The sequence below is a fragment of the Phenylobacterium sp. genome, from assembly GCF_030680185.1.
Lineage (GTDB): Bacteria > Pseudomonadota > Alphaproteobacteria > Caulobacterales > Caulobacteraceae > Phenylobacterium.
Map to the genome: position 1 here is coordinate 188,689 of NZ_JAUXVZ010000054.1, position 20,374 is coordinate 209,062.

Sequence of the window (20,374 nt, forward strand, 5' to 3'; positions counted from 1 at the left end):
GCGTATAAAATTGAGACGGCGGCCGCGGGGGCCGCCGACGTGAGCGCGGGTGTATGACGCAATCCGCCCGAGGTTTCAAGCACTCTTGGGCGACGGGACACCGCCGGGGCTATGGGTCTGGTCATCAGACCAACCGGCTCCGTTCCTTCGCCGCGCCGATGAAGCTGGCGAACAGGGGGTGGGGTTCGAAGGGGCGGCTCTTGAGTTCGGGGTGGAACTGGACGCCGACGAACCAGGGGTGGTCGGTGCGCTCGCAGATCTCGGGCAGGACGCCGTCCGGCGACAGGCCGGTCATCCGCAGGCCGGTGCTCTCGATGGCCTCGCGATAGCCGATATTGACCTCATAGCGGTGGCGATGGCGCTCGCTGATGGCCGGGCCGCCATAGATGTCGAACACCTTGGAGCCCGGCGTCAGGACGGCGTCATAGGCCCCAAGCCGCATGGTGCCGCCCAGGTCGTCGCCCTCGCCGCGGGTTTCGCGGGCGTTGCCGCGCACCCATTCGGTCATCAGGCCGACCACGGGCTCGGAGGTCGGGCCGAACTCGGTCGATGAGGCGTCCTTCAGGCCCGCCAGGTTCCGGGCGGCTTCGATCATCGCCATCTGCATGCCGAAGCAGATGCCGAAATAGGGAATCTCGTGCTCGCGGGCGAATCGAACCGCCTGGATCATGCCTTCGGAGCCGCGTTGGCCGAAGGCGCCGGGCACCAGCACCCCGTGGACGCCGGTGAGGCGCTCGGAGATCAGCTCCTCCTCGCCGCCCTCGAAGGCCTCGCCCTCGACCCAGTCGAACTTGACCCGGACATTGTTGGCCACCCCGCCATGGACCAGGGCTTCGACCAGGGACTTATAGGCGTCGGTCAGGCCTGTATACTTGCCGACGATGGCGATGTTCACCTCGCCGTCGGGGTGGGTCAGGGTGTGGCCGATGGTCTCCCACCGCGACAGATCCGGCGGCGGGGCGTCGGTGATGCCGAAGACGTCCAGCACCTCGGTGTCCAGGCCCTGGCGGTGATAGTCCAGGGGCACGGTGTAGATGCTGGTGGAGTCCTGGGCCTCGATCACCGCGCTCTCGCGGACATTGCAGAACAGCGCGATCTTGCGCCGCTCGCCGGCCGGGATCTCGGTCTCGCAGCGGCAGAGCAGGATGTCGGGCTGGATGCCGATGGACCGCAGCTCTTTCACCGAGTGCTGGGTCGGCTTGGTCTTCATCTCGCCGGCGGTCTTGATATAGGGCAGCAGCGTCAGGTGGACGTAACAGACATTGCCCCGGGGCAGTTGCTGGCCGAGCTGGCGGATGGCCTCGAAGAAGGGCAGGCCCTCGATGTCGCCCACCGTGCCGCCGATCTCCACCAGCACGAAGTCGACGCCGTCGCCGGGGTCGGACAGGACGAAGCGTTTGATCTCGTCGGTGACGTGGGGAATCACCTGGACGGTGGCGCCCAGATAGTCGCCGCGCCGCTCGCGCTCCAGGATGGTCTTGTAGATCTGGCCGGTGGTGACGTTGTCGCCGCGGGTGGCGTTAACGCCGGTGAACCGCTCGTAGTGGCCCAGATCGAGGTCGGTCTCGGCGCCGTCCTCGGTGACGAAGACCTCCCCGTGCTGATAGGGGCTCATGGTCCCCGGATCGACGTTCAGATAGGGGTCGAGCTTGCGCAGGCGGACCTTATAGCCGCGAGCCTGCAGGAGCGCGCCAAGGGCGGCGGAGGCGAGACCTTTTCCCAATGAGGAGACCACGCCGCCGGTGATGAAAATGTACCGGGTCATGGGCGATCAACCTACCATCGATTCGGGGCGCAGCACCGCATCTGCGGGTGCGCCAAAACGTCTTGGGTGGCCGCAAGGGCGCGGCCGGTGACGGAAAGCTCATGGCCCAGGCGCCGCAAAGGGACGCCAGAGCCGGTCGGGCTCAGGGCGCCGGCGCGGCCGGGGCGCCCTCCCCTTCGCCGGGTTCGGCGTCGAGGAAGGGGTTGCGGATCTGGGCGGCCGGGGCGTCGAGGACACCATCCGTGGCCGGCGCGGTCTGGGCGGGGGCCGCCGGGATCGGCGCGACGGGGGGCTGGTTCAACTGCGTCGGGTCCAGGGACTCGATGTTCAGCCGGTCCACCGCCGAGCCGCCGCTGAGCCGGCCGGAGACCAGGGTGATGGTCAGGCTGAGCGCGAAGAAGACGCCGCCGAGAATCCAGGTGAAGCGCGACAGGAAATCGCCAGCCCCCCGGGCGCTCATGAAGTTGCCCGATCCGCCGCCGCCCATGCCGAGCGCGCCCCCTTCGGAGCGCTGGAGCAGAACGAGGCCGATCAGGACCAGACAGACGATGATCTGAATGACGAGCAGAATGCCGAGCAGCATGGACAAGTCCAACGTCTGGCGCGCGCCCTCAAAGAAGGGGTTGCGCCGAAAAACCAAGCGCGCGCTCTATCATCCCCCGTCCGCCAAGGCCATAGGGCCAAGGCGTTGTTCTTGGGGCGATAGGCGTCGCCATTTGTCCCCGCACGCCGGCGGGATTGGCCCCTAGCTAGGCCTTCGGGGCGCCCGCGACAATGGCCAGGAAGTCCGCGGCCTTCAACGAGGCGCCGCCCACCAGGGCCCCGCCAACCTCAGGCAGGCCAAGGATTTCAGCTGCATTGCCGGGCTTCACCGAGCCCCCATAGAGAATGGCTGGCCCGTCGCCGCCGGCGCCGAACATCTCGCGCAGCGTCGCCCGGATCGCCTGATGGATCTCGACAATATCGTCCGAACTGGGCGTAAGCCCCGTGCCGATCGCCCAGACCGGCTCATAGGCCACGGTGAAGGCCTTGCCTGCGAGGCTGGCCGGCAGGGAGCCGCGCACCTGCCGCGTCACCACCTCGATGGCGCGGCCGGCCTCACGCTCATCCAGGGTTTCGCCGACGCAGATGATGGGCTCCAGCCCGCCGCGCAGCGCGGCCTCGACCTTGGCCACCACATCGCTGTCGCTTTCGCCATGGCCCGCCCGGCGTTCGGAGTGCCCCAGGATCACCAGGCTCGCGCCGGCGTCGGCCAGCATCTCGGCCGAGACGTCCCCGGTGAACGCGCCCGAAGGCTCCGCATGACAATCCTGGCCGCCGATGATCACGCCGCCGCCAGCCAGGGCGCGGCTCATCCGTTCAACCAGGGTGGCGGGGGGGCATAGGGCCACCCGCACGCCGGAGGCTGGCGCGCCGGCCTTAATCGCCTGGGCTTCGGCCAGGGCGCCCGCCGTCCCGTTCATCTTCCAGTTGCCGGCGATCAGGGGGGTGGGTGCGTTCATCTGGGCTCTCCGTGAGGTCGTTCTGGCGGTTAAGCCAAGCGATCGACTCTGTCACGTGCTTGCGGGGGGGAAGCCGCCTCCACTATACCCGCTCCTCCGGACTTCGCGCCCGAGGAAGGGTCCTCCATGCTTACCGCTTTCCGCGCCTTCGCCAAATCCTGGGTGGCGGCCCTCCTGATTGGCCTGCTGATCATCAGCTTCGCCGTGTTCGGCATGTCCGATGTGTTGCAGGGACAGTTCTCGAACGACGTCATCAAGGCGGGCGACCGCACGCTCAGCGACACGGGCTTCCGCCGGAAGTATGACCAGTGGCGCCAGCAGACCGAGCAGCAGGTCGGCCAGCCGATCACGCCGCAGATGGCCGACGAGAACGGCATCATCCCGCGCCTGCTCGAGCAGATCGCCACCAGCGAGGCCCTGATGGCCATGCTGCACAAGGTGGGCATTCGTCCGGGCGATAGCCTGGTCGCCGACCAGCTGCGACAGATCCCGGCCTTCTTCGACCCCATCACCGGCCGGTTCGACAGCAATCTGATGGCCCAGCGCCTGTCCCAGGCCGACCTGACCCCCGACGACTTCCTCGTTGAGTTGAAGGACGAGATCGCCCAGCAGCACTTCGCTGCGGGCCTGGTCAGCGGCCTGCGCGCGCCCCGCGCCTATGGCGCCCTGGCGGCCATGATCGACCGCGAGCAGCGGGACCTGGGCTACTTCCAGGTGGATGTGAACAATGTCGAGGAGCCGGCCCTGCCCACCGACGCGCAGCTCCAGGCCTTCATGCAGGAAAACGCCGCCCAGCTGACCCAGCCGGAATACCGCGTGCTGTCGCTCGTCCGCTTCGCGCCACGCCCCCAGGATTTCGAGGTCGAGGTCACCCAAGCCCAACTTCAGGAGCGGTTCGAATTCCGTCGCGACACGCTGTCCCAGCCGGAAACCCGCACCCTGGTGCAGATCCCGGCCAAGGATCAGGCCGCCGCGGCACGCATCGCCCAGCGGCTTCGTGAGGGTGAAGACCCGGGCGCCGTCGCCCGCGATCTGGGCGTCGATCCGATCCGCTACGACGGTCGTCCGCGGACCGCCATCGCCGACCGCAAGGTGGCCGAGGCCGCCTTCGCCCTGGCCGCTGGCGAGGTCAGCACGCCCATCGAGGGCGACCTTGGCTTCGCGGTGGTCAAGGTCACCGCTGTGACCCCGGGCCGCCAGCCCACGCTGGAAGATGTCCGGCCGATGCTCGAAGCCGAGATTCGCGAGGACGCTGCGGCCGAGAAGGTCTACGAGCGCACCCAGGCCTATGAAGAGGCCCATATCGGCGGCGCTTCCCTGGCCGAGGCCGCCCAGGCCGCCGAAGCCACCGTGATCACCCTGCCGGCCATCAGCGAACAGGGCCGCACCCCAGAGGGCCAGCCCGTCGATGGAATCACGCCGAAGGTTCTGGAGACGGCGTTCGGGCTTTCCGAAGGCGGCGAGAGCGACCTGACTGAACTGGCGGAGGGCCAGTACTTCGCCGTCAAGGTCGAGCGCGTGATCCCGGCCGCCCTGCCCCCCCTGGACGAGGTTCGCCCCCTGCTGGCGCGCGCCTGGATGCAGCGGGAGATGGTGCGCCGGCTTGAAGCCAAGGCCGCTGAGCTCGCCGAACTGGTGCGTGGCGGCCAGACCCTGGAGGCGGCCGCCGGAACCATCGGCGCGCGGGTGACACGCGCCACCAGCCTGAGCCGCGCCACCGCTCAGCAGACCGAGCAGCTCTCCGAAGACATGCTGGTCAAGGCCTTCTCCGCCGAGCCCGATGAGGTGTTCACCGCCCGCGCCGTGGACTTCGCCGTCGTCGTCGCCAAGCTGGAGGCCATTCGTCCTGGCGCCACCGCCGAGATCGCTGCGGCCGTGGAGAATGGCCGTGGCCAGGCCAGCATGGCTCTGTTCCGCGACATCGCCGAGGCCGCCAGCCTGTCGGCGCGCGAAAAGGTCCGCGTCCGCATCGACGAGAACCGCGCCCGGGCGGTGCTGGGTCTTCAGCCCCGCGCCGAGACCGACACCCCGGCTGCAAAGGCCCCCACCAAGGCGCCGGAGCCCAAGGCGTGATCATCGAGCCTGCCATTGCCGACTTCACCGCCCGCTACGACGCAGGCGCAGCGCAGGTGGTCTGGACCCGCCTGATCGACGACCTCGAGACTCCGGTCTCGGCCTATCTGAAGATCGGCCATGGCCAGCCCTACGCCTTCCTTTTCGAATCCGTGGAGGGGGGTGCCTGGAGGGGGCGCTATTCGGTCATCACCCTGAAGCCGGACCTGGTCTGGCGTTGCCGGGGCGACAAGGCCGAGATCGCCGAGGGCGACGACATCGCCGCCGGCCGATTCACGCCGCAGGCGGCGGCGAGCCTCGATTCCCTGCGCGACCTGGTGGCCGGCTGCCGATTGGACATTCCCACCGGCCTGCCGCCCATGGTGGCCGGGGTGTTCGGCGCCCTGGGCTATGACATGGTCCGGCTGGTGGAGCGGCTGCCCAACGTCAATCCAGACCCCCTGGACCTTCCGGACGGGGTGATGACGCGGCCGTCCGTGGTGGCGATCTTCGATTCCATCGGTCAGGAGATCATCCTGGCCACCACCGTGCGCCCGGGTTCCGGATCCGCCGAGGCCGCCCATGCGGCGGCCCAGGCGCGCCTTGCCGCCGTGGTCGCCGATCTGGCCCGGCCGACGCCCGCCCTGAAGCGGGACGGCGCGCCCCAGGCCGACGCCTTCACCACCCCGATCAGCCGCGAGGCCTATCGGGAGATCGTCGGCAAGGCCAAGGCCTATATCCGCGCCGGCGATATCTTCCAGGTGGTCCCCAGCCACCGATTCCGCGCGCCGTTCGCGCTCGACCCGCTGGCGCTCTATCGGTCCCTGCGACGGACCAACCCCTCGCCGTTCCTGTTCTATCTGAACTTTGGCGACTTCCAGCTGGCCGGCTCCAGCCCGGAAATCCTGGTGCGCCTGCGGGACGGCAAGATCACCATCCGCCCCATCGCCGGCACCCGCCCCCGCGGCGCCACGCCGGAGGAGGATCTGGCTCTCGAACAGGAGCTGATCGCCGACCCCAAGGAGCGGGCCGAGCACCTGATGCTGCTGGATCTGGGACGCAACGATGTGGGCCGGGTGGCCATGCTGCGCCAACCCGGGCGCAACGCCGCGGCGACGCGCCCCAAGGGCCCCAGCGTGCGGGTGACCGACAGCTTCTTCGTCGAGCGCTACAGCCACGTCATGCATCTGGTCTCCAATGTTGAGGGCGACGCGCCTGACGGCGTCGATCCGGTCGATGTGCTGATGGCGGCCCTGCCGGCCGGCACCCTGTCGGGGGCGCCCAAGGTGCGCGCCATGCAGATCATCGACGAACTGGAGATCGAGAAGCGCGGCATCGCCTATGCCGGCGCGGTCGGCTATTTCGGGGCCGATGGCTCGGTGGACACCTGCATCGTCCTGCGCACCGCCTGCTTCAAGGATGGCCAGATGTACATCCAGTCCGGCGGCGGCGTGGTGGCCGACTCAGATCCCGACGCCGAATACGACGAGACCCTGCACAAGGCCCGCGCCCTTCGCCGCGCCGCCGAGGACGCCTGGCGATTCGTCTAGGGCGCTTCGGCCAGAGGCAGTTCGGTCAGGGGCATTTCGGTCAGGGGCGCTTCGTCCAACGGATCCTGGCCAAGCGGCGCTTCATCCAGGGATGCGCCTGACTCGACCGCCAGGTGCTGCGTGACGACCGGCGGGGCCGTGATCATGGCGCCCGCCAGGGCCAGGGCCGCCGTGGCGGCGAAGGCGGCCGCCGCCAGGACGGGCCAGAGTCGTTCGCGCGGGGCCGGCGTCGCCAGCAGGCTGCGCGCCTCGGCCAGGGCGTCGGGATCGAGGGCGGAATCAGCAACCGTCATGTTTGCAGCATCGGCCCGCCCCACCCCATATGCAACGCGGCGCTTTGCGCACCACAGAGGTTTGGCCTAGAGAACTCCCATGATCCTGGTCGTCGATAACTACGACAGCTTCACCTACAACCTCGTCCACTATCTGAACGAGCTTGGGGCCGAGACGCTGGTCCATCGCAATGACGCGCTGAGCGCCGAAGAGGTGATCGCGCTCAAGCCCGAGGGCGTGCTGCTGTCGCCCGGTCCCTGCACCCCCAATGAGGCGGGCCTCTGCCTCGACCTGCTGGCCAAGGCGCCCGACGACCTGCCGATCTTCGGTGTCTGCCTGGGTCATCAGGCCATCGGCCAGGCGTTCGGCGGCGAAGTCGTTCGGGCCGCCACCCTGATGCACGGCAAGACCAGCCCCATGCATCACACCGGCAAGGGCGTCTTCGCCGGCCTGCCCAATCCGTTCACCGCCACCCGCTATCACAGCCTGTCGGTGCGTCGGGAGACCATGCCCGACGTGCTGGAGATCACCGCCTGGACCGAGGATGGCGAGGTCATGGGCGTGCAGCATGTGAGCCGGCCGATCTTCGGGGTTCAATTTCACCCGGAATCCATCGCCACCGAGGGCGGCCACGCCCTGCTCTCCAACTTCCTCGACCTCGCCGGCGCGCGGCGCCTCGCCGAGGCCTGAGATCGACCCATGTCGGAAGCTTTCAAGCCCTTGCTGGCGCGCCTGGCCGATGGCGCAACGCTGTCGGAAGCCGACGCCCAGGTTTTCTTCTCCGCCTGCCTGCGGGGCGAACCGACGCCGGCCCAGGTGGCCGCCGCCCTGACCGCCATGCGCATGCGCGGCGAGACCGTGGGCGAGATCACCGCCTGCGCCCGGGCCATGCGCGAAGCCGCCGTCAAGCTCGACCATCCCTTCCAGGTGATCGATGTCTGCGGCACCGGCGGCGACGGGCTCCATACCCTCAACATCTCCACCGCCGTGGCCTTCGTGGCGGCAGGCGGCGGCTTGAAGGTGGCCAAGCACGGCAATCGCGCCCTGTCGTCCCGGTCCGGGGGCGCCGACGTGCTCGCCGCGCTCGGCGTGAACATCAACGCCAGCGGCGAGCAGCAGCTTCGCGCCCTGGACGAGGCCGGCCTCTGCTTTCTGTTCGCCCAGGCCCACCACGGGGCGATGAAGCACGTCTCCCCTATCCGCGCCGAGCTTGGCTTCCGCACCCTGTTCAACCTGCTGGGCCCGCTGGCCAATCCAGCCGGCGCCCAGCGCCAGGTGCTGGGCGTGTTCTCCGAGCGCTGGGTCGAGCCGCTGGCCCGTGTGCTGGGCGGGCTGGGCGCCGAGCGCGCCTGGGTGGTTCATGGCGGCGGCATGGATGAGATGACCACCACCGGAGAGACCCTGGTGGCGGAGTATCGTGACGGCCAGGTGCGGCTGTTCACCGTCACGCCGGAGGCCGTCGGCCTGCCCCGCGCGGCCCTGTCGGACCTGACCGGCGGCGCGCCAGACGTGAACGCCGCGGCCCTGCGCGCCCTGCTCCAGGGCGAGACGGGCGCCTATCGGGACATCGTCGCCCTGAACGCCGCCGCCGCCTTCCTGGTCGCCGACAAGGTTGAGACGCTCAGCGAGGGTGTGGCCCTGGCCAGGCAGGTGATCGACGACGGCCGGGCGCTGACCGCCCTCGAGCGCCTGTGCGAGATCACCAACTCATGAGCGACATCCTCGACCAGATCGCCGCCTACAAGCGGACGGAGGTGGCCGAGCGCAAGGCCGCTCGAACCGTGTCCGAGGTCGAGGTCGCCGCCAGGGCCGCCAGCCCGCCCCGGGGCTTCCAAGCCGCCCTGGCCAAGGCCCATGCGCCGGGACGTCTGGCCCTGATCGCCGAGATCAAAAAGGCCTCGCCGTCCAAGGGCCTGATCCGTGCGGACTTCGATCCCCCGGCCCTGGCCAAGGCCTATGAGGCCGGCGGCGCGGCCTGCCTCTCGGTGCTGACCGATGGCCCGAGTTTCCAGGGTGACGACGCCTATCTCACCGCCGCCCGCGACGCCGTTCGCTTGCCGGCGATCCGCAAGGACTTCCTGGTCGATCCCTGGCAGGTCGCCGAATCCCGCGCCCTGGGCGCCGACGCCATCCTGATCATCATGGCCATGGTCGACGACGCGCTCGCTGGCGAACTCCTGTCCGAGGCGAGCGCCTGGGGGATGGACGCCCTGGTCGAGGTGCATGACGAGGCCGAGATGGCCCGCGCCGGTCGCCTGGGCGCCAAGCTGGTCGGCGTCAACAACCGCAATCTCCGCACCTTTGAGACAGATCTCTCGATCACCGAGCGCTTGGCCGCCCTGGCCCCGCCCGGCGCCCTGCTGGTCACTGAAAGCGGCATCGCCGGACCTGACGACGTTCGCCGGCTGGAGGCCTCTGGAGCGCGCGCCATGCTGGTCGGCGAAAGCCTGATGCGTCAGGCTGATGTGGCCAAGGCCGCTCGGGCCCTGCTCGGCTGACACCTGGCCGAGTCCGCTGGGGACAGCCGCCCATGTTGAGATTTCCCACGATTTCAAAGGCCTTGTGGGTAACTTGACATTAAGGAAGAACGCCTAGAGAACATTCACAACGTTTGCGATTTGTTCTTTAGGTTGGGAAAGTCCAATGCTGACCCGTAAGCAGCACGAACTGCTCATGTTCATCCATGAGCGGATCAAGGAGACCGGCGTCTCTCCGTCCTTCGACGAGATGAAGGAAGCCCTCGACCTGGCCTCCAAGTCCGGCATCCACCGCCTGATCACGGCCCTGGAGGAGCGCGGGTTCCTGCGCCGCCTGCCCCATCGGGCGCGGGCCCTGGAAGTCGTCAAGCTGCCGCAACAGGCCACGGCCGCCGCCCCGCCCAAGGGTCGACAGGCCTTTCGGCCTCAACTGGTCGAACCCGGCGATGGGCCGTCTGCTCCGGCCGCGGCCAATGACACCCGCGAGCTCTCGGTTCTGGGCAAGATCGCCGCCGGCACCCCCATCGAGGCCATCCAGCAGGAGCGCGACCGGATCCACGTTCCGGAGTCCATGCTGGGGGCCGGCGAGCATTTCGTCCTCGAGGTGCAGGGCGACTCGATGATCAACGCCGGCATTCTCGACGGCGACTACGTGGTCATCCGCCGGGCCGACTCCGCCAATTCCGGCGACATCGTCGTCGCCCTGGTCATGGGCGAGGAAGCGACGCTCAAGCGCCTGCGCCGCAAGGGCGCCTCTGTGGCGCTCGAGGCCGCGAACCCGGCCTATGAGACCCGCATTTTCGGTCCTGATCAGGTGGCCGTTCAGGGCCGTCTGGTGGGCCTTATCCGCCGCTACCACTAAACCCCCAGGACCAGGGTCTGCGCCCGCGCAGATCCTGGGTCCAGAGGGCGCGCCAGGTCGAGTCCTTGTGACTCAATTCCAGCGCCCCGCCTTGGGCGAAATCGGCCCCGCTCAGGACGATGACGCCGGGACAAAGGTTCGGCGTCAGCGCTGGCCGAACGACCACCACCTCGGCGGCGGCGCAAAGCTCCGCCAGGGTTTCGGCGTCAGGCCTCTTTCGGCTCCAGTAGGCGGCGACAGAAGCCGGCGCACCGGGGCCTGGGCGGCAGGTCCAGCGATCACAGACATAGAGCTCATCCCGGGGCGCCTCATCCACCGAAGGGATCAGTCCCCGCCTCTGCGCCCAGCGTTCGGCGGCGAACCGTTTGACGTCGGGCCGCATCAGAATGGCCTGGTCCCCGTGCCGCACGGCCACCTGTGCGCCGTCAGCGGCGACCCAGAGTGTCGGCGGCTCTCCCCGCGGCGCAAGGCTCACCGCCAGGGCGAACGGCAGGCCGAGCCATCGCACCGGGCCTCTCCAGAGACACATCCACAATATGCCGAGAAAGGCGCTTGGCAGAGCCCAGGACGGCGCGCTGGCCACCAGCAGGCTTGCGCCGGGCGCCTCGGCGGCGATCTCGGCCACGTCGGTGATCATGCCGATCCCCCAGCCCGAGATCATCAGCGGAATGTCGCCCAGGCCAAGGGGCGCCAGCGCCGCCCCGATGGCGAGGCTGGGCATCATCAGGAAGGACGAGATCGGCGAGGCGGCCAGGTTCGCCGCCAGGCCGAAGGTCGCCATCCGATTGAAGTGCTGCAGGGCAAAGGGACCGGTCGCCATGCCGGCGACGAAGCTGGCGGCCAGACTGGCGCCCAGCCAGGTCAGGCTGGTCTGGACCAGGCGGATCGGCCAGGGCGCGCTGATCTCACGGATCGGGTGCGGCCAGGCCTCGGCCAGGGCCACCAGCGCCGCGGTCGCAGCGAACGACATCTGGAAGCCCGGCTCGGTCACCGCCTCCGGATGGATCAGCATGACGATCAGAGCCGCCAGGGCCAGGCCATGCAAGCTGATCGCCCGGCGGTCGAAGATCACGGCGGCGAAGGCCACCGAGGCGGTGATGGCCGCCCGCTCGGCTGGCGCGGGCGCCCCTGACACCACCAGATAGCAGGCCACGGCGCTCAGGCCCGCCAGGGCCGCGACCTTCTTGCTGGAAACCCGCAGCGCCAGCCAGGGCCAGGCCGCGACGCCCGCCCTCACACCGGCGAAAACGAAGCCGCCGACGATCGCCATGTGCAGGCCCGAGATGGAGATCAGATGGGCCAGGCCCGAGGCCCGCATATGCTCGATCTGTTCGGCGGGAATGAAGGCCTGGTTGCCCATCACCATGGCGGCGGCCAGGCCCCCCGTCTCCGCCCCCATGGACGCCACGATCTGTTGGGCCAGCACCCAGCGGGCGGCGTTGATCCTCATGTCGAGGAGCAATCGACCCGGAGGCCTCGGCAGGTCGGCAGCCTCCGGCGGCGTCAGGGCGAAGCCGACACCGCCGATGCTTTCGAAATAGGCGTCGCGGGCGAAGTCGTAGCCGCCCGGGCTGGCGGGCGGCGGCGGCGGGTTGACCAGGGCCAGCATGCGCACGGCCTGGCCCGGGGCCGGCGGCGTGACATCCCGCAGGGTGATCCGAACCCGGCTCGGGGTGTCGGCCGGCGAAAGGCCCTCAATCCTTGTCGGCGCCACGATGATGCGACTGCCGCCCTGCCCGGGGCTCGCCACATCCACCACCCAGCCTTCGATATGGGCCGGTTGGACCATGGCGGGCGCGATCGGGCCCGCCACGGCGTCCGTGCGGAACTTGGCGGCCGAAAATCCCGCCAAGCCAAAGGCCGTGAGGATCAGCAGCAAGGACGCGCCGCGCGCGATGTTCAGCCGGCGCGCGGTGATGAGAAGGGTGAGCGCCAAGGCGGCCGCGGCCCAGGCGACGAGGCCCAGGGGCTCGCGGTCCAGGGCGAAGTAGGTTGCGCAGCCCAGGCCGAAGGCCACCGGCGTCCACAGACTCCACCGGTCGGCCTGGTCCCGCACGGCGGCGCCGAGGCCTGCGACCAGCGCCCCCGGACTAGGAGCCCTGGCGAAGCGCATGCTAAGACGCCGGCCCCATCGCCCGGCGAACCCGTCGGCCTGCGTCACCCCAGAACCCCCGACCTCGATGCCCGACCGTCCCGTCGTCACCCGGATCGCCCCCTCGCCCACTGGCTCGATGCATATTGGCACGGCCCGCACGGCGCTTTTCAACTGGCTTTATGCCAGGCGCACCGGGGGAAAGTTCCTTTTGCGGGTGGAGGACACCGATCGCGAGCGCTCCACCGAGGCCGCCGTCGGCGTCATCTTCGAGGGCCTGAAGTGGCTGGGCCTCGAGGCCGACGAGGCGCCGGTGTTCCAGGCGGCCCGCGCCGAGCTTCACCGCGCCGCCGTGGAAGAGCTTCTGGCCCGAGGCGAAGCCTATCGCGACTACATGACGCCCGAGGAGTTGGAAGCCGAGCGCGAGACTGCGCGCGCCGAGGGCCGGGTGGTCCGCTCGCCTTGGCGTGACATCACCCCCAATGACGCCCCCGACCGGCCGTTCGTCGTGCGGCTCAAGAGTCCGCTGACCGGGGACACCGTGGTGGCCGACAAGGTGAAGGGCGACATCCGGTTTCAGAACAAGGATCTGGACGACCTGATCCTGCTCCGCACCGACGGCTCGCCCACCTACAATCTGGCCGTGGTGGTCGATGATCACGACATGGGCGTGACCCATGTGATTCGCGGCGACGACCATCTCAACAACGCCGCCCGCCAAACGCTGATCTACAAGGCGCTGGGCTGGGAGGTTCCGGTCTGGGCCCACCTGCCGCTGATCCATGGCCCCGACGGCGCCAAGCTGTCCAAGCGCCACGGCGCCCAGGCCGTGAGCGAGTTCGATTCCATGGGCTACCTGCCCGAGGCCATGCGCAACTATCTGGCCCGCCTGGGCTGGGGCCATGGGGACGACGAGATCTTCAGCGACGAACAGGCGATCGGCTGGTTCGATATCGCCGATGTGGTCAGCGCGCCGGCCCGCCTGGACTGGGCCAAGCTCAACCACATCAACAACCACTATATTCGCCAAGCCGACATCGCCCGCCTGGCCGACCTGGTGACGAGCATCCACGAAAGCCGCGACCTCAAGGTCCCGGCCGACCTGCGTCCGGTTCTGGAGCGGACCATTCCGCTGGTTCGCGACGGCGCCAAGACCCTGCTGGATCTGGCCGACGCCACGGTGTTCGTCCTGGCACGCCGCCCTCTTGCCCTGCCTGAAAAGGCCGCCAGTCTGCTGACCGATGAGACGCGCGCGCGCCTGGGACGGCTGCGGGATCGGCTCGCCGTGGCCGAGGGCTGGGACGTCCCGTCCCTTGAGGCGGAAATCCGGGCGTTCGCGGAGTCGGAGGGTGTCGGCATCGGCAAATTCGGCCAAGCGCTTCGCATTTGCCTGGCTGGCGAAGCTTCAGCCCCGGACCTTGCGGGCGCGCTCACCGCGCTCGGGCGGGACGAAAGCCTGGGTCGGCTTGACGATGCGCTTTCGCCCGCTGCGTAAACCGCTATAAGGCCAAGCGAACAGACGTTTTAATTCCTAGTCATTTGAAAGGGGATGGCATGGTCGATACGGCGAAGATCAGCATTGGCGCCAAATCTGTCGAGCTACCCATCTTGAAGGGTACGACGGGTCCGGACGTGGTGGACGTGCGCAAGCTGTACGCCGAGGCCGATGTCTTTACCTACGATCCGGGCTTCACCTCGACGGCGAGTTGCGAGAGCAAGATCACCTATATCGACGGCGACGCCGGCATTCTGCTGCACCGGGGCTATCCGATCGACCAGCTGGCCGAGAAGTCCAGCTTCCTGGAAGTCTGCTACCTGCTGCTGCACGGCGAGCTGCCGACGGCCGAGCAGTTCACCGAGTTCGACCACAACATCACCTACCACACGATGTTGCACGAACAGTTCGACCGGTTCTTCGCCGGCTTCCGCCGCGACGCCCACCCGATGGCCATCATGGTCGGCGCGGTCGGCGCCCTGTCGGCCTTCTATCACGACAGCACGAACATCGATGATCCGCAGCAGCGGATGATCTCGGCCCATCGCATGATCGCCAAGATGCCGACGATCGCGGCGCGGGCCTTCAAATACTCCAAGGGCCAGCCGTTCGTGCATCCGCGCAACGACGAGTCCTATGCCGAGAACTTCCTGCGGATGTGCTTCTCGGTCCCGGCCGAGGACTGGAAGCCCAACCCGGTCCTGACCCGGGCCATGGACCGCATCTTCATCCTGCACGCCGATCACGAACAGAACGCCTCGACCTCGACCGTCCGCCTGGCCGGTTCGTCGGGCGCCAATCCGTTCGCCTGCATCGCCGCCGGCATCGCCTGCCTGTGGGGCCCCAGCCATGGGGGCGCCAACGAAGAAGCGCTCAACATGCTGGCCGAGATCGGTTCGGTGGAGAACATCCCCGAATACGTCCAGGGCGTGAAGGACCGTCGCTACCGGCTGATGGGCTTCGGTCACCGGGTCTATAAGAACTACGACCCCCGCGCCAAGGTCATGCAGGCCACCTGCCACGAAGTGCTGGCCGAGGTCGGCAACACCGACGACCCGCTGCTGAAGGTGGCCATGGAGCTCGAGAAGATCGCGCTCAACGACCCCTACTTCGTCGAGCGCAAGCTCTATCCGAACGTCGACTTCTATTCGGGCATCACCCTGCGGGCGCTCGGCTTCCCGCCGGAAATGTTCACCGTGCTGTTCGCGCTCGCGCGGACGGTCGGCTGGATCGCCCAGTGGAAGGAAATGGTCGAAGATCCGTCGCAGAAGATCGGGCGTCCGCGCCAGATCTATACCGGCGCGGCGCAGCGCGACTACACCTCGGTCGACAAGCGCGGCTAAGCCGCGGCCCGACCGAGCACTTCTAGAACGGCCCGCGCGGCGGCCTCCGAGGGATCGGGGCCGCCGCGTCCCATTTGGGCCAGGGCCTTGTCCTGGGCCTCAACCTGGGCGCGGCGCAGGTCCGGATCGTCCAGCCGCCGGGCGATTTCCCGGGCGATCTTCGGACCGTTGCAGTCGGCCTGAATCAGCTCCGGCGCGACGAAGTCCTGGGCGGCGATATTGAACAGCGTGACATAGTCGGTGCGGATCAGCCGCTTAAGAATGGCGTAGGTCACAGGACCCAGCCGATAGCCCACGACCATGGGGGCGCCGGCCAGGGCGAGCTCGGTGGTCACCGTACCGGAACAGGCCAGCGCCACGGTGGCCGCCTTCATGGCCGAATAGCGATCGGCCTCCCCCTCCACGACGTGCGCCCGATACGGCCACCCGGCGACCCGCGCCTTGACCGCGTCGGCCACGGTTGCGGCGGCGGGCACGATGACCTGAAGGCCAGGCCTGGCCGCCTTCAGCAGCGCGACGGCCTCCTCGAACGGGGGCAGGACGCGGGCGATCTCGCTGGGCCGGCTGCCGGGCAACACGACCAGCACCGGCTCGTTCGGCCCGATCGCCAGGCGGCGGCGCAGGCCCGCGGGATCGGCGGCCGACAGGTCGAGGCTGAGGGTGCTGTTGCCCACAAAGGTGGTTGGCAGGCCGACCTTCTCGAAATAAGGCGCGTCAAAGGTGTGGATCGACAGCAGATGGTCGACGTATCGCGCCAGAACCGCGGCCCTGCCCGGCCGTGACGCCCAGACCTGGGGCGCCACATACTTGATGACCGGCATGTCCGGCAGCTGCGCCTTCAGGCGCTGCGCCACCCGCAGGGTGAAGCCCCAGGAATCGATGAGCACCGCCACGTCCGGCCTCTCCCGGCGCGCCAGGGCCGCCATCTCGTCGGCCCGGCGCACGACCTTCCGATAGGCCAGCAGGCCCTCCAAAAGGCCCAGGATCGACAGCTCTGACATGTCGAAGGGACTGACCAGCCCCTCGGCCGCCATCCCCTGTCCGCCCAGGCCGACGAACCGGACGTTCTCCGGACCAAGGCGCGCCTTCAGGGCGGCCATCAATCCAGCGCCGCGGTCGTCGCCAGACGCCTCGGCTGCGACCAGCATGATGCAGAGGGGTTGGGTCATCGGCCTTCAGGCTCTACGCCGACGACGAACAGGCCGAGTTCGTCGGCCAGGCCGATCACCTCGGCGCGGTCGAGCACCAGCATGCGGCCAGCCTCCCCCACCACGCCCGCCAGCCCTGCCTGCGCCACCCGTTGGATGGTGCCAAGGCCAATGGTCGGCAGATCAACCCGGGTTTCCTGGATTGGCTTGGGCGCCTTGGCCAGCACGCCGCGCGGGGCGCCTGGCCCCCCGCGGATCGCGCCAGGCAGCTCGGCCACACGTCGGAGCATGGCGTCGGTGCCTTCCTGGGCCTCGACCGCCAGGACAAGGCCGTCGCAGACCACAGCCCCCTGGCCGATGTCCAGCCGTCCAAGCTCGCGGGCTACATGGAGGCCGCGGGCTATGTCGCCGGCATGTTCCGGCCCCGGACGCACCTTGCCAAGCGCGCCGGCCGGCAGACGCAGATCGCCCATGGCCTCGTCGGCGCCTTCGATGGCGAAGCCCTCGGCCTCGAATTCCTGCAGCAGGGCGCGAAGCAGACCATCATCGCCGTGACGCGCCGCCGCGATCAGCCCGGGCAAGGCCTTCAGGCCGCGCAGGTCGGGCCGCAGCGCGGTAAAGTCGGGGCGACTGACATTGCCCGCGAAGCAGACCGAAGCACATCCCGCCGTCTTGAGCGCCCGGATACACTTGCCGAGTTCGGCCAGGCCGATATCGGCGCCGGGAAAGGCGGCCAGATCAGGCCCGGCGAACCCCTTGAGGCGCACGACAAAGAGGGGGCGTCCCGCCTGCTGGCAGGCAGAGGCGATCTCGACCGGAAGTCCGCCGCCGCCGGCGATCAGGCCGAGCTTGGACAAGGTGCTAGACCTCCCGCTCCGGCAGACAGAGGGGCCGGTTGGCCTCGGCGCGGATGAAGTCGATGATTTCCATGACCGGCGCGCTGTGGCCAAAGGTGGCCATGGCGTCGTCGATCCGCTCCTGGAATGTGCCTTCCTCGGCGAACAGCAGCCGATAGGCCGAACGCAGCTCGGCGATCATTTCGCGGGAGAAGTTGCGGCGCTTGAGACCCACGAGGTTCAGGCCCTCGAGGTGGGCGTGGTTCCCCCAGACCAGGCCATAGGGGATGACGTCCTTGGTCACCGCCGCCAGGCCGCCGATGAAGGAGTAGCGGCCGACCCGGCAGTGCTGGTGCACCGCGGCCAGGCCGCTGACCATCACGAAGTCGCCGACATCCACATGCCCGCCAAGCGTCGCCGAGTGCGCCAGGACAACATTGTCGCCGACCGCGCAGTCGTGGCCCACATGGCTGGTGGCCATATACATGCCGTCATTGCCAACCCGGGTTACGCCGCCGCCATCGGGGGTGCCGATGTGCATGGTGACATGCTCCCAGAGGCGATTGCGATCGCCGATGATCAGCTCGGTCGGCTCGCCCTTGTAGCCCGTATGATGCGGCGGGCCGCCCAGATTGGAGAAGTTGCGGATGCTGCAGTCGGCGCCGATAGTCGTGTGGCCCTCGATGACCACATGCGACAGAAGCTCGGTTCGCGGGCCGATCTTCACGTGCTCGCCGATAATCGAATAGGGGCCGACCTTCACCCCGTCGGCCAGCTCTGCGCCGGGCGCGACAATGGCGGTGGGATGAATGTCCACGCTCATTGGGTCGCCACGACCATGGCGGCGAACTCGGCCTCGGCGGCGATCTTGTCGCCGACCATGGCGTGGCCCTTGAATTTGAACAGGTCGCCGCGATGGCGGACCACCTCGACCGGCATGCGCAGCACGTCGCCCGGCCGGACCGGATTGCGGAAGCGGCAATTGTCCAGCGAGATGAACAGGATGGTCTTGCCGGCCACGTCCACGTCGAGCGACTTGGACATCAGCACCGCCCCTGTCTGGGCCAGGGCCTCGACGATCAGCACGCCGGGCATGACCGGATACTCAGGAAAGTGGCCGGCGAAGAACGGCTCGTTGAAGGTCACGCACTTGATGCCGACAATGGACTCGCTCGGCTTGTATTCCTCGGCGCGATCCACGAGCAGAAACGGATAGCGATGTGGAATCCGCCGAAGCACCTCGGAAATGTCGATCTCGGTCGGGTTCTCGTTCACCGGCGCTTTTCGGCTCATGCGCCTGCTCCTTCTCCGCGGCGCTGGGCCATCTTTGACAGCCAGGCGGTCTCGCGCATCCATGTTCTTACCGGCCGCGCCGGCACGCCGCCCCAGGTTTCGCCTGGAGGAATGTCTTTCATGACCCCGGCCCCGGCGGCGACCCTGGCCCCCTGGCCGATCGCCACATGGTCAGCCACCCCGGCCCTGCCGCCGAACTGAGCGCCGTCGCCGATCGTCACGCTGCCGGAAATGCCCGTGTGAGCGGCCATGACGCAGTTGCGTCCGACGCGCACGTTGTGGGCGATCTGGACCAGGTTGTCGATCTTCGTATTCTCGCCGATCACCGTGTCGTCGAAGGCCCCACGGTCGATGCAGGTCCCCGCGCCGATCGTCACCCCGTCCTGGACGATCACGCGCCCCAGCTGGGGAATGTCGATCAGACCCGACGGGCCCGGCGTGGCGCCGAAGCCAGCCTCGCCGATCACGGCGCCGGCATAGATTCGCACCCGGTCGCCGACCAGGGCAAAGCCGATCACCGCCCGCGGGCCGATCTCGCAGTCCCGCCCGATGGCGACCCCCGGCCCGATGACCGCCCCCGATCCAATCACCGATCCGGCGCCGATCTGCGCCCCGTCACCGACGACGGCGCCCGGAGCGATCCGCGCGCCGGGCTCGATCTTTGCGGTGGGCGAGACAAAGGCGTCCGCCCCGTTGATCCGGGTCCGGTGGAGCAGCTGGGCCGAGATCGCATAGGCCGCCTGGGGCGATGGCGTCAGCAGGACCGCACAGCCTTCCGGGGCCGCCTCAACCAGGCTGGCAGGCAGGAAGCAGGCGCCCGCTTGGCTGGCCGCAAGATCGGCCTTGCGGCGCTTGTCGGAAAGGAAGGTGATGCTGTCGGCCGAGGCGCGGTCGAGAACCGAGACCGCGTGGACCAGCCGCGCGCCATCGGCAGACGGATGAAGCTCCGCGCCGGTGGCCCGGGCGAGATCGTAAAGCGTTTTGGGACCGAGGTCCTCGAAGAAGCGCGGGTCAGGCATAGGATTCCAAGCGCAACCCGCGCCCCATGGCGAGTCGTTCGATTATCTAGTCTGGGCGCCCGACGCCTGCTGGTCCAGCCGCTCGCGGTCAAAAGCAAACTGCGTGATCTTGGCGTTCAGGGCCGTGACCAGGGGCTGGGTGATGTCCATCTGCGGATTGGCCAGCAGCAGGGCGTCGCGATTGACCAGCATGGCGCACTGGCGCTGCTGGTAGACGTCCCGGATCAGGGGCTCCATCTCTTGGCCAACGCGGGCCAGGGCCTTCTGCTGGGTCACGGCCAGCTCGCGCTCGCGTTGGGCGGCCTTGCGCTGGAACGAGTTAACCCGCACCTGCAGGGCGGCGCGACGGGTTTCGAAGGCGTCCTGGCCCAGGGTCGTGCGCTGGGTTTCCAGCGTCTGCGCCTCCGTGGTGATGGCGGTTTCTTCGGACTTCAGTTCAGCCTCCACCTGGGTGGCGATCTGCTGAAGCCGGGTCTGGACATACTGGCCGACCGTAGAGGCGCCGATCGCGCCATCCACGGACATTACGCAGACGCCCGCGATGGCCGCGCCGTGCGAGACCTGTGGCGCCGCGGCGGCCTGCTGGGCGTGAGCGCCCGTCGAGAGCGTAAGCGCAAGGGCCGCGGCGGCGGCGAAGCCGGCGGCAAGGGTTTTGGTCGTCATGAAA

General features: G+C 68.6%; 19 protein-coding genes. 8 read left to right on the plus strand and 11 right to left on the minus strand.

Features of this window, described 5'->3' with window-relative positions:
• Positions 1-124: 124 nt before the first annotated feature.
• From Q8L83_RS14240 to tpiA, 3 genes are all read right to left on the minus strand, one after another.
• A complete protein-coding gene (locus Q8L83_RS14240; protein ID WP_305288019.1) occupies positions 125-1,765 on the minus strand; it encodes a CTP synthase in 1,641 nt (546 codons plus the stop codon).
• A 142-nt stretch (positions 1,766-1,907) separates the two neighbouring features.
• The gene (gene secG, locus Q8L83_RS14245) at positions 1,908-2,348 is read right to left on the minus strand and encodes a preprotein translocase subunit SecG (RefSeq protein WP_305288021.1); all 441 of its coding nucleotides are present in this window, start codon (positions 2,346-2,348) and stop codon (positions 1,908-1,910) included.
• 166 nt (positions 2,349-2,514) lie between these two features.
• A complete protein-coding gene (gene tpiA / locus Q8L83_RS14250; RefSeq protein WP_305288022.1) occupies positions 2,515-3,267 on the minus strand; it encodes a triose-phosphate isomerase in 753 nt (250 codons plus the stop codon).
• Positions 3,268-3,393: 126 nt separating this feature from the next.
• Between tpiA and Q8L83_RS14255 the strand changes: the two genes are divergently transcribed.
• Together Q8L83_RS14255 and trpE are read left to right on the plus strand one after the other, a co-directional pair.
• Positions 3,394-5,340, plus strand: coding sequence for a peptidylprolyl isomerase (locus Q8L83_RS14255; protein WP_305288024.1), 1,947 nt, complete (start codon positions 3,394-3,396; stop codon positions 5,338-5,340).
• On the plus strand, positions 5,337-6,869 hold the full coding sequence (gene trpE / locus Q8L83_RS14260; protein ID WP_305288026.1) for an anthranilate synthase component I: 1,533 nt from the start codon (positions 5,337-5,339) through the stop codon (positions 6,867-6,869). Before Q8L83_RS14255 ends, trpE begins: the two co-directional genes overlap by 4 nt.
• Here the strand turns inward: trpE and Q8L83_RS18660 are convergent.
• A complete protein-coding gene (locus Q8L83_RS18660) occupies positions 6,866-7,162 on the minus strand; it encodes a hypothetical protein (RefSeq protein ID WP_370868402.1) in 297 nt (98 codons plus the stop codon). The genes trpE and Q8L83_RS18660 overlap by 4 nt on opposite strands.
• A gap of 79 nt (positions 7,163-7,241) precedes the next feature.
• Between Q8L83_RS18660 and Q8L83_RS14270 the strand changes: the two genes are divergently transcribed.
• The 4 genes from Q8L83_RS14270 to lexA all read left to right on the plus strand — a co-directional run bounded on the left by Q8L83_RS14270 (position 7,242) and on the right by lexA (position 10,481).
• Entirely contained in the window at positions 7,242-7,832 is a 591-nt protein-coding gene (locus Q8L83_RS14270; RefSeq protein ID WP_305288027.1) for an aminodeoxychorismate/anthranilate synthase component II, read from the plus strand.
• A gap of 9 nt (positions 7,833-7,841) precedes the next feature.
• Entirely contained in the window at positions 7,842-8,855 is a 1,014-nt protein-coding gene (gene trpD / locus Q8L83_RS14275; RefSeq protein ID WP_305288029.1) for an anthranilate phosphoribosyltransferase, read from the plus strand.
• Positions 8,852-9,640 (plus strand): indole-3-glycerol phosphate synthase TrpC, encoded by a 789-nt coding sequence (gene trpC, locus Q8L83_RS14280; RefSeq protein WP_305288031.1) that lies wholly within the window; start codon positions 8,852-8,854, stop codon positions 9,638-9,640. The genes trpD and trpC overlap by 4 nt, the downstream gene beginning before the upstream one ends.
• 145 nt (positions 9,641-9,785) lie before the next feature.
• Complete coding sequence (gene lexA, locus Q8L83_RS14285) at positions 9,786-10,481, plus strand: transcriptional repressor LexA (RefSeq protein ID WP_305288033.1); 696 nt, start codon at positions 9,786-9,788, stop codon at positions 10,479-10,481.
• On the opposite strand, the gene Q8L83_RS14290 is transcribed toward lexA, so the two are convergent.
• Positions 10,462-12,594 carry a ComEC/Rec2 family competence protein gene (locus Q8L83_RS14290; protein WP_305288035.1) on the minus strand — a complete coding sequence of 711 codons (2,133 nt, stop codon included), beginning with the start codon at positions 12,592-12,594 and terminating at the stop codon, positions 10,462-10,464. The two genes, lexA and Q8L83_RS14290, sit on opposite strands and share 20 nt — an antisense overlap.
• 67 nt (positions 12,595-12,661) lie before the next feature.
• On the opposite strand from Q8L83_RS14290, the gene gltX reads away from it, so the two are divergent.
• Entirely contained in the window at positions 12,662-14,068 is a 1,407-nt protein-coding gene (gene gltX / locus Q8L83_RS14295; protein WP_305288037.1) for a glutamate--tRNA ligase, read from the plus strand.
• Between the two features lie 59 nt (positions 14,069-14,127).
• Positions 14,128-15,411 carry a citrate synthase gene (gene gltA, locus Q8L83_RS14300; RefSeq protein ID WP_305288039.1) on the plus strand — a complete coding sequence of 428 codons (1,284 nt, stop codon included), beginning with the start codon at positions 14,128-14,130 and terminating at the stop codon, positions 15,409-15,411.
• On the opposite strand, the gene lpxB is transcribed toward gltA, so the two are convergent.
• From lpxB to Q8L83_RS14330, 6 genes are read right to left on the minus strand one after another with little or no spacing between them, the layout of a single operon-like run.
• Positions 15,408-16,580, minus strand: a complete 1,173-nt coding sequence (gene lpxB, locus Q8L83_RS14305) for a lipid-A-disaccharide synthase (protein WP_305288041.1) — start codon at positions 16,578-16,580, stop codon at positions 15,408-15,410. The genes gltA and lpxB overlap by 4 nt on opposite strands.
• Entirely contained in the window at positions 16,577-17,416 is an 840-nt protein-coding gene (locus Q8L83_RS14310; protein WP_305288043.1) for an LpxI family protein, read from the minus strand. Before Q8L83_RS14310 ends, lpxB begins: the two co-directional genes overlap by 4 nt.
• Positions 17,417-17,420: 4 nt before the next feature.
• On the minus strand, positions 17,421-18,212 hold the full coding sequence (gene lpxA, locus Q8L83_RS14315; RefSeq protein ID WP_305288106.1) for an acyl-ACP--UDP-N-acetylglucosamine O-acyltransferase: 792 nt from the start codon (positions 18,210-18,212) through the stop codon (positions 17,421-17,423).
• A 2-nt stretch (positions 18,213-18,214) separates the two neighbouring features.
• Positions 18,215-18,688, minus strand: a complete 474-nt coding sequence (fabZ, locus tag Q8L83_RS14320) for a 3-hydroxyacyl-ACP dehydratase FabZ (protein WP_305288045.1) — start codon at positions 18,686-18,688, stop codon at positions 18,215-18,217.
• Entirely contained in the window at positions 18,685-19,707 is a 1,023-nt protein-coding gene (gene lpxD, locus Q8L83_RS14325; RefSeq protein ID WP_305288047.1) for a UDP-3-O-(3-hydroxymyristoyl)glucosamine N-acyltransferase, read from the minus strand. The genes fabZ and lpxD overlap by 4 nt, the downstream gene beginning before the upstream one ends.
• A gap of 42 nt (positions 19,708-19,749) precedes the next feature.
• Complete coding sequence (locus Q8L83_RS14330; RefSeq protein ID WP_305288049.1) at positions 19,750-20,370, minus strand: OmpH family outer membrane protein; 621 nt, start codon at positions 20,368-20,370, stop codon at positions 19,750-19,752.
• Positions 20,371-20,374: the final 4 nt, after the last annotated feature.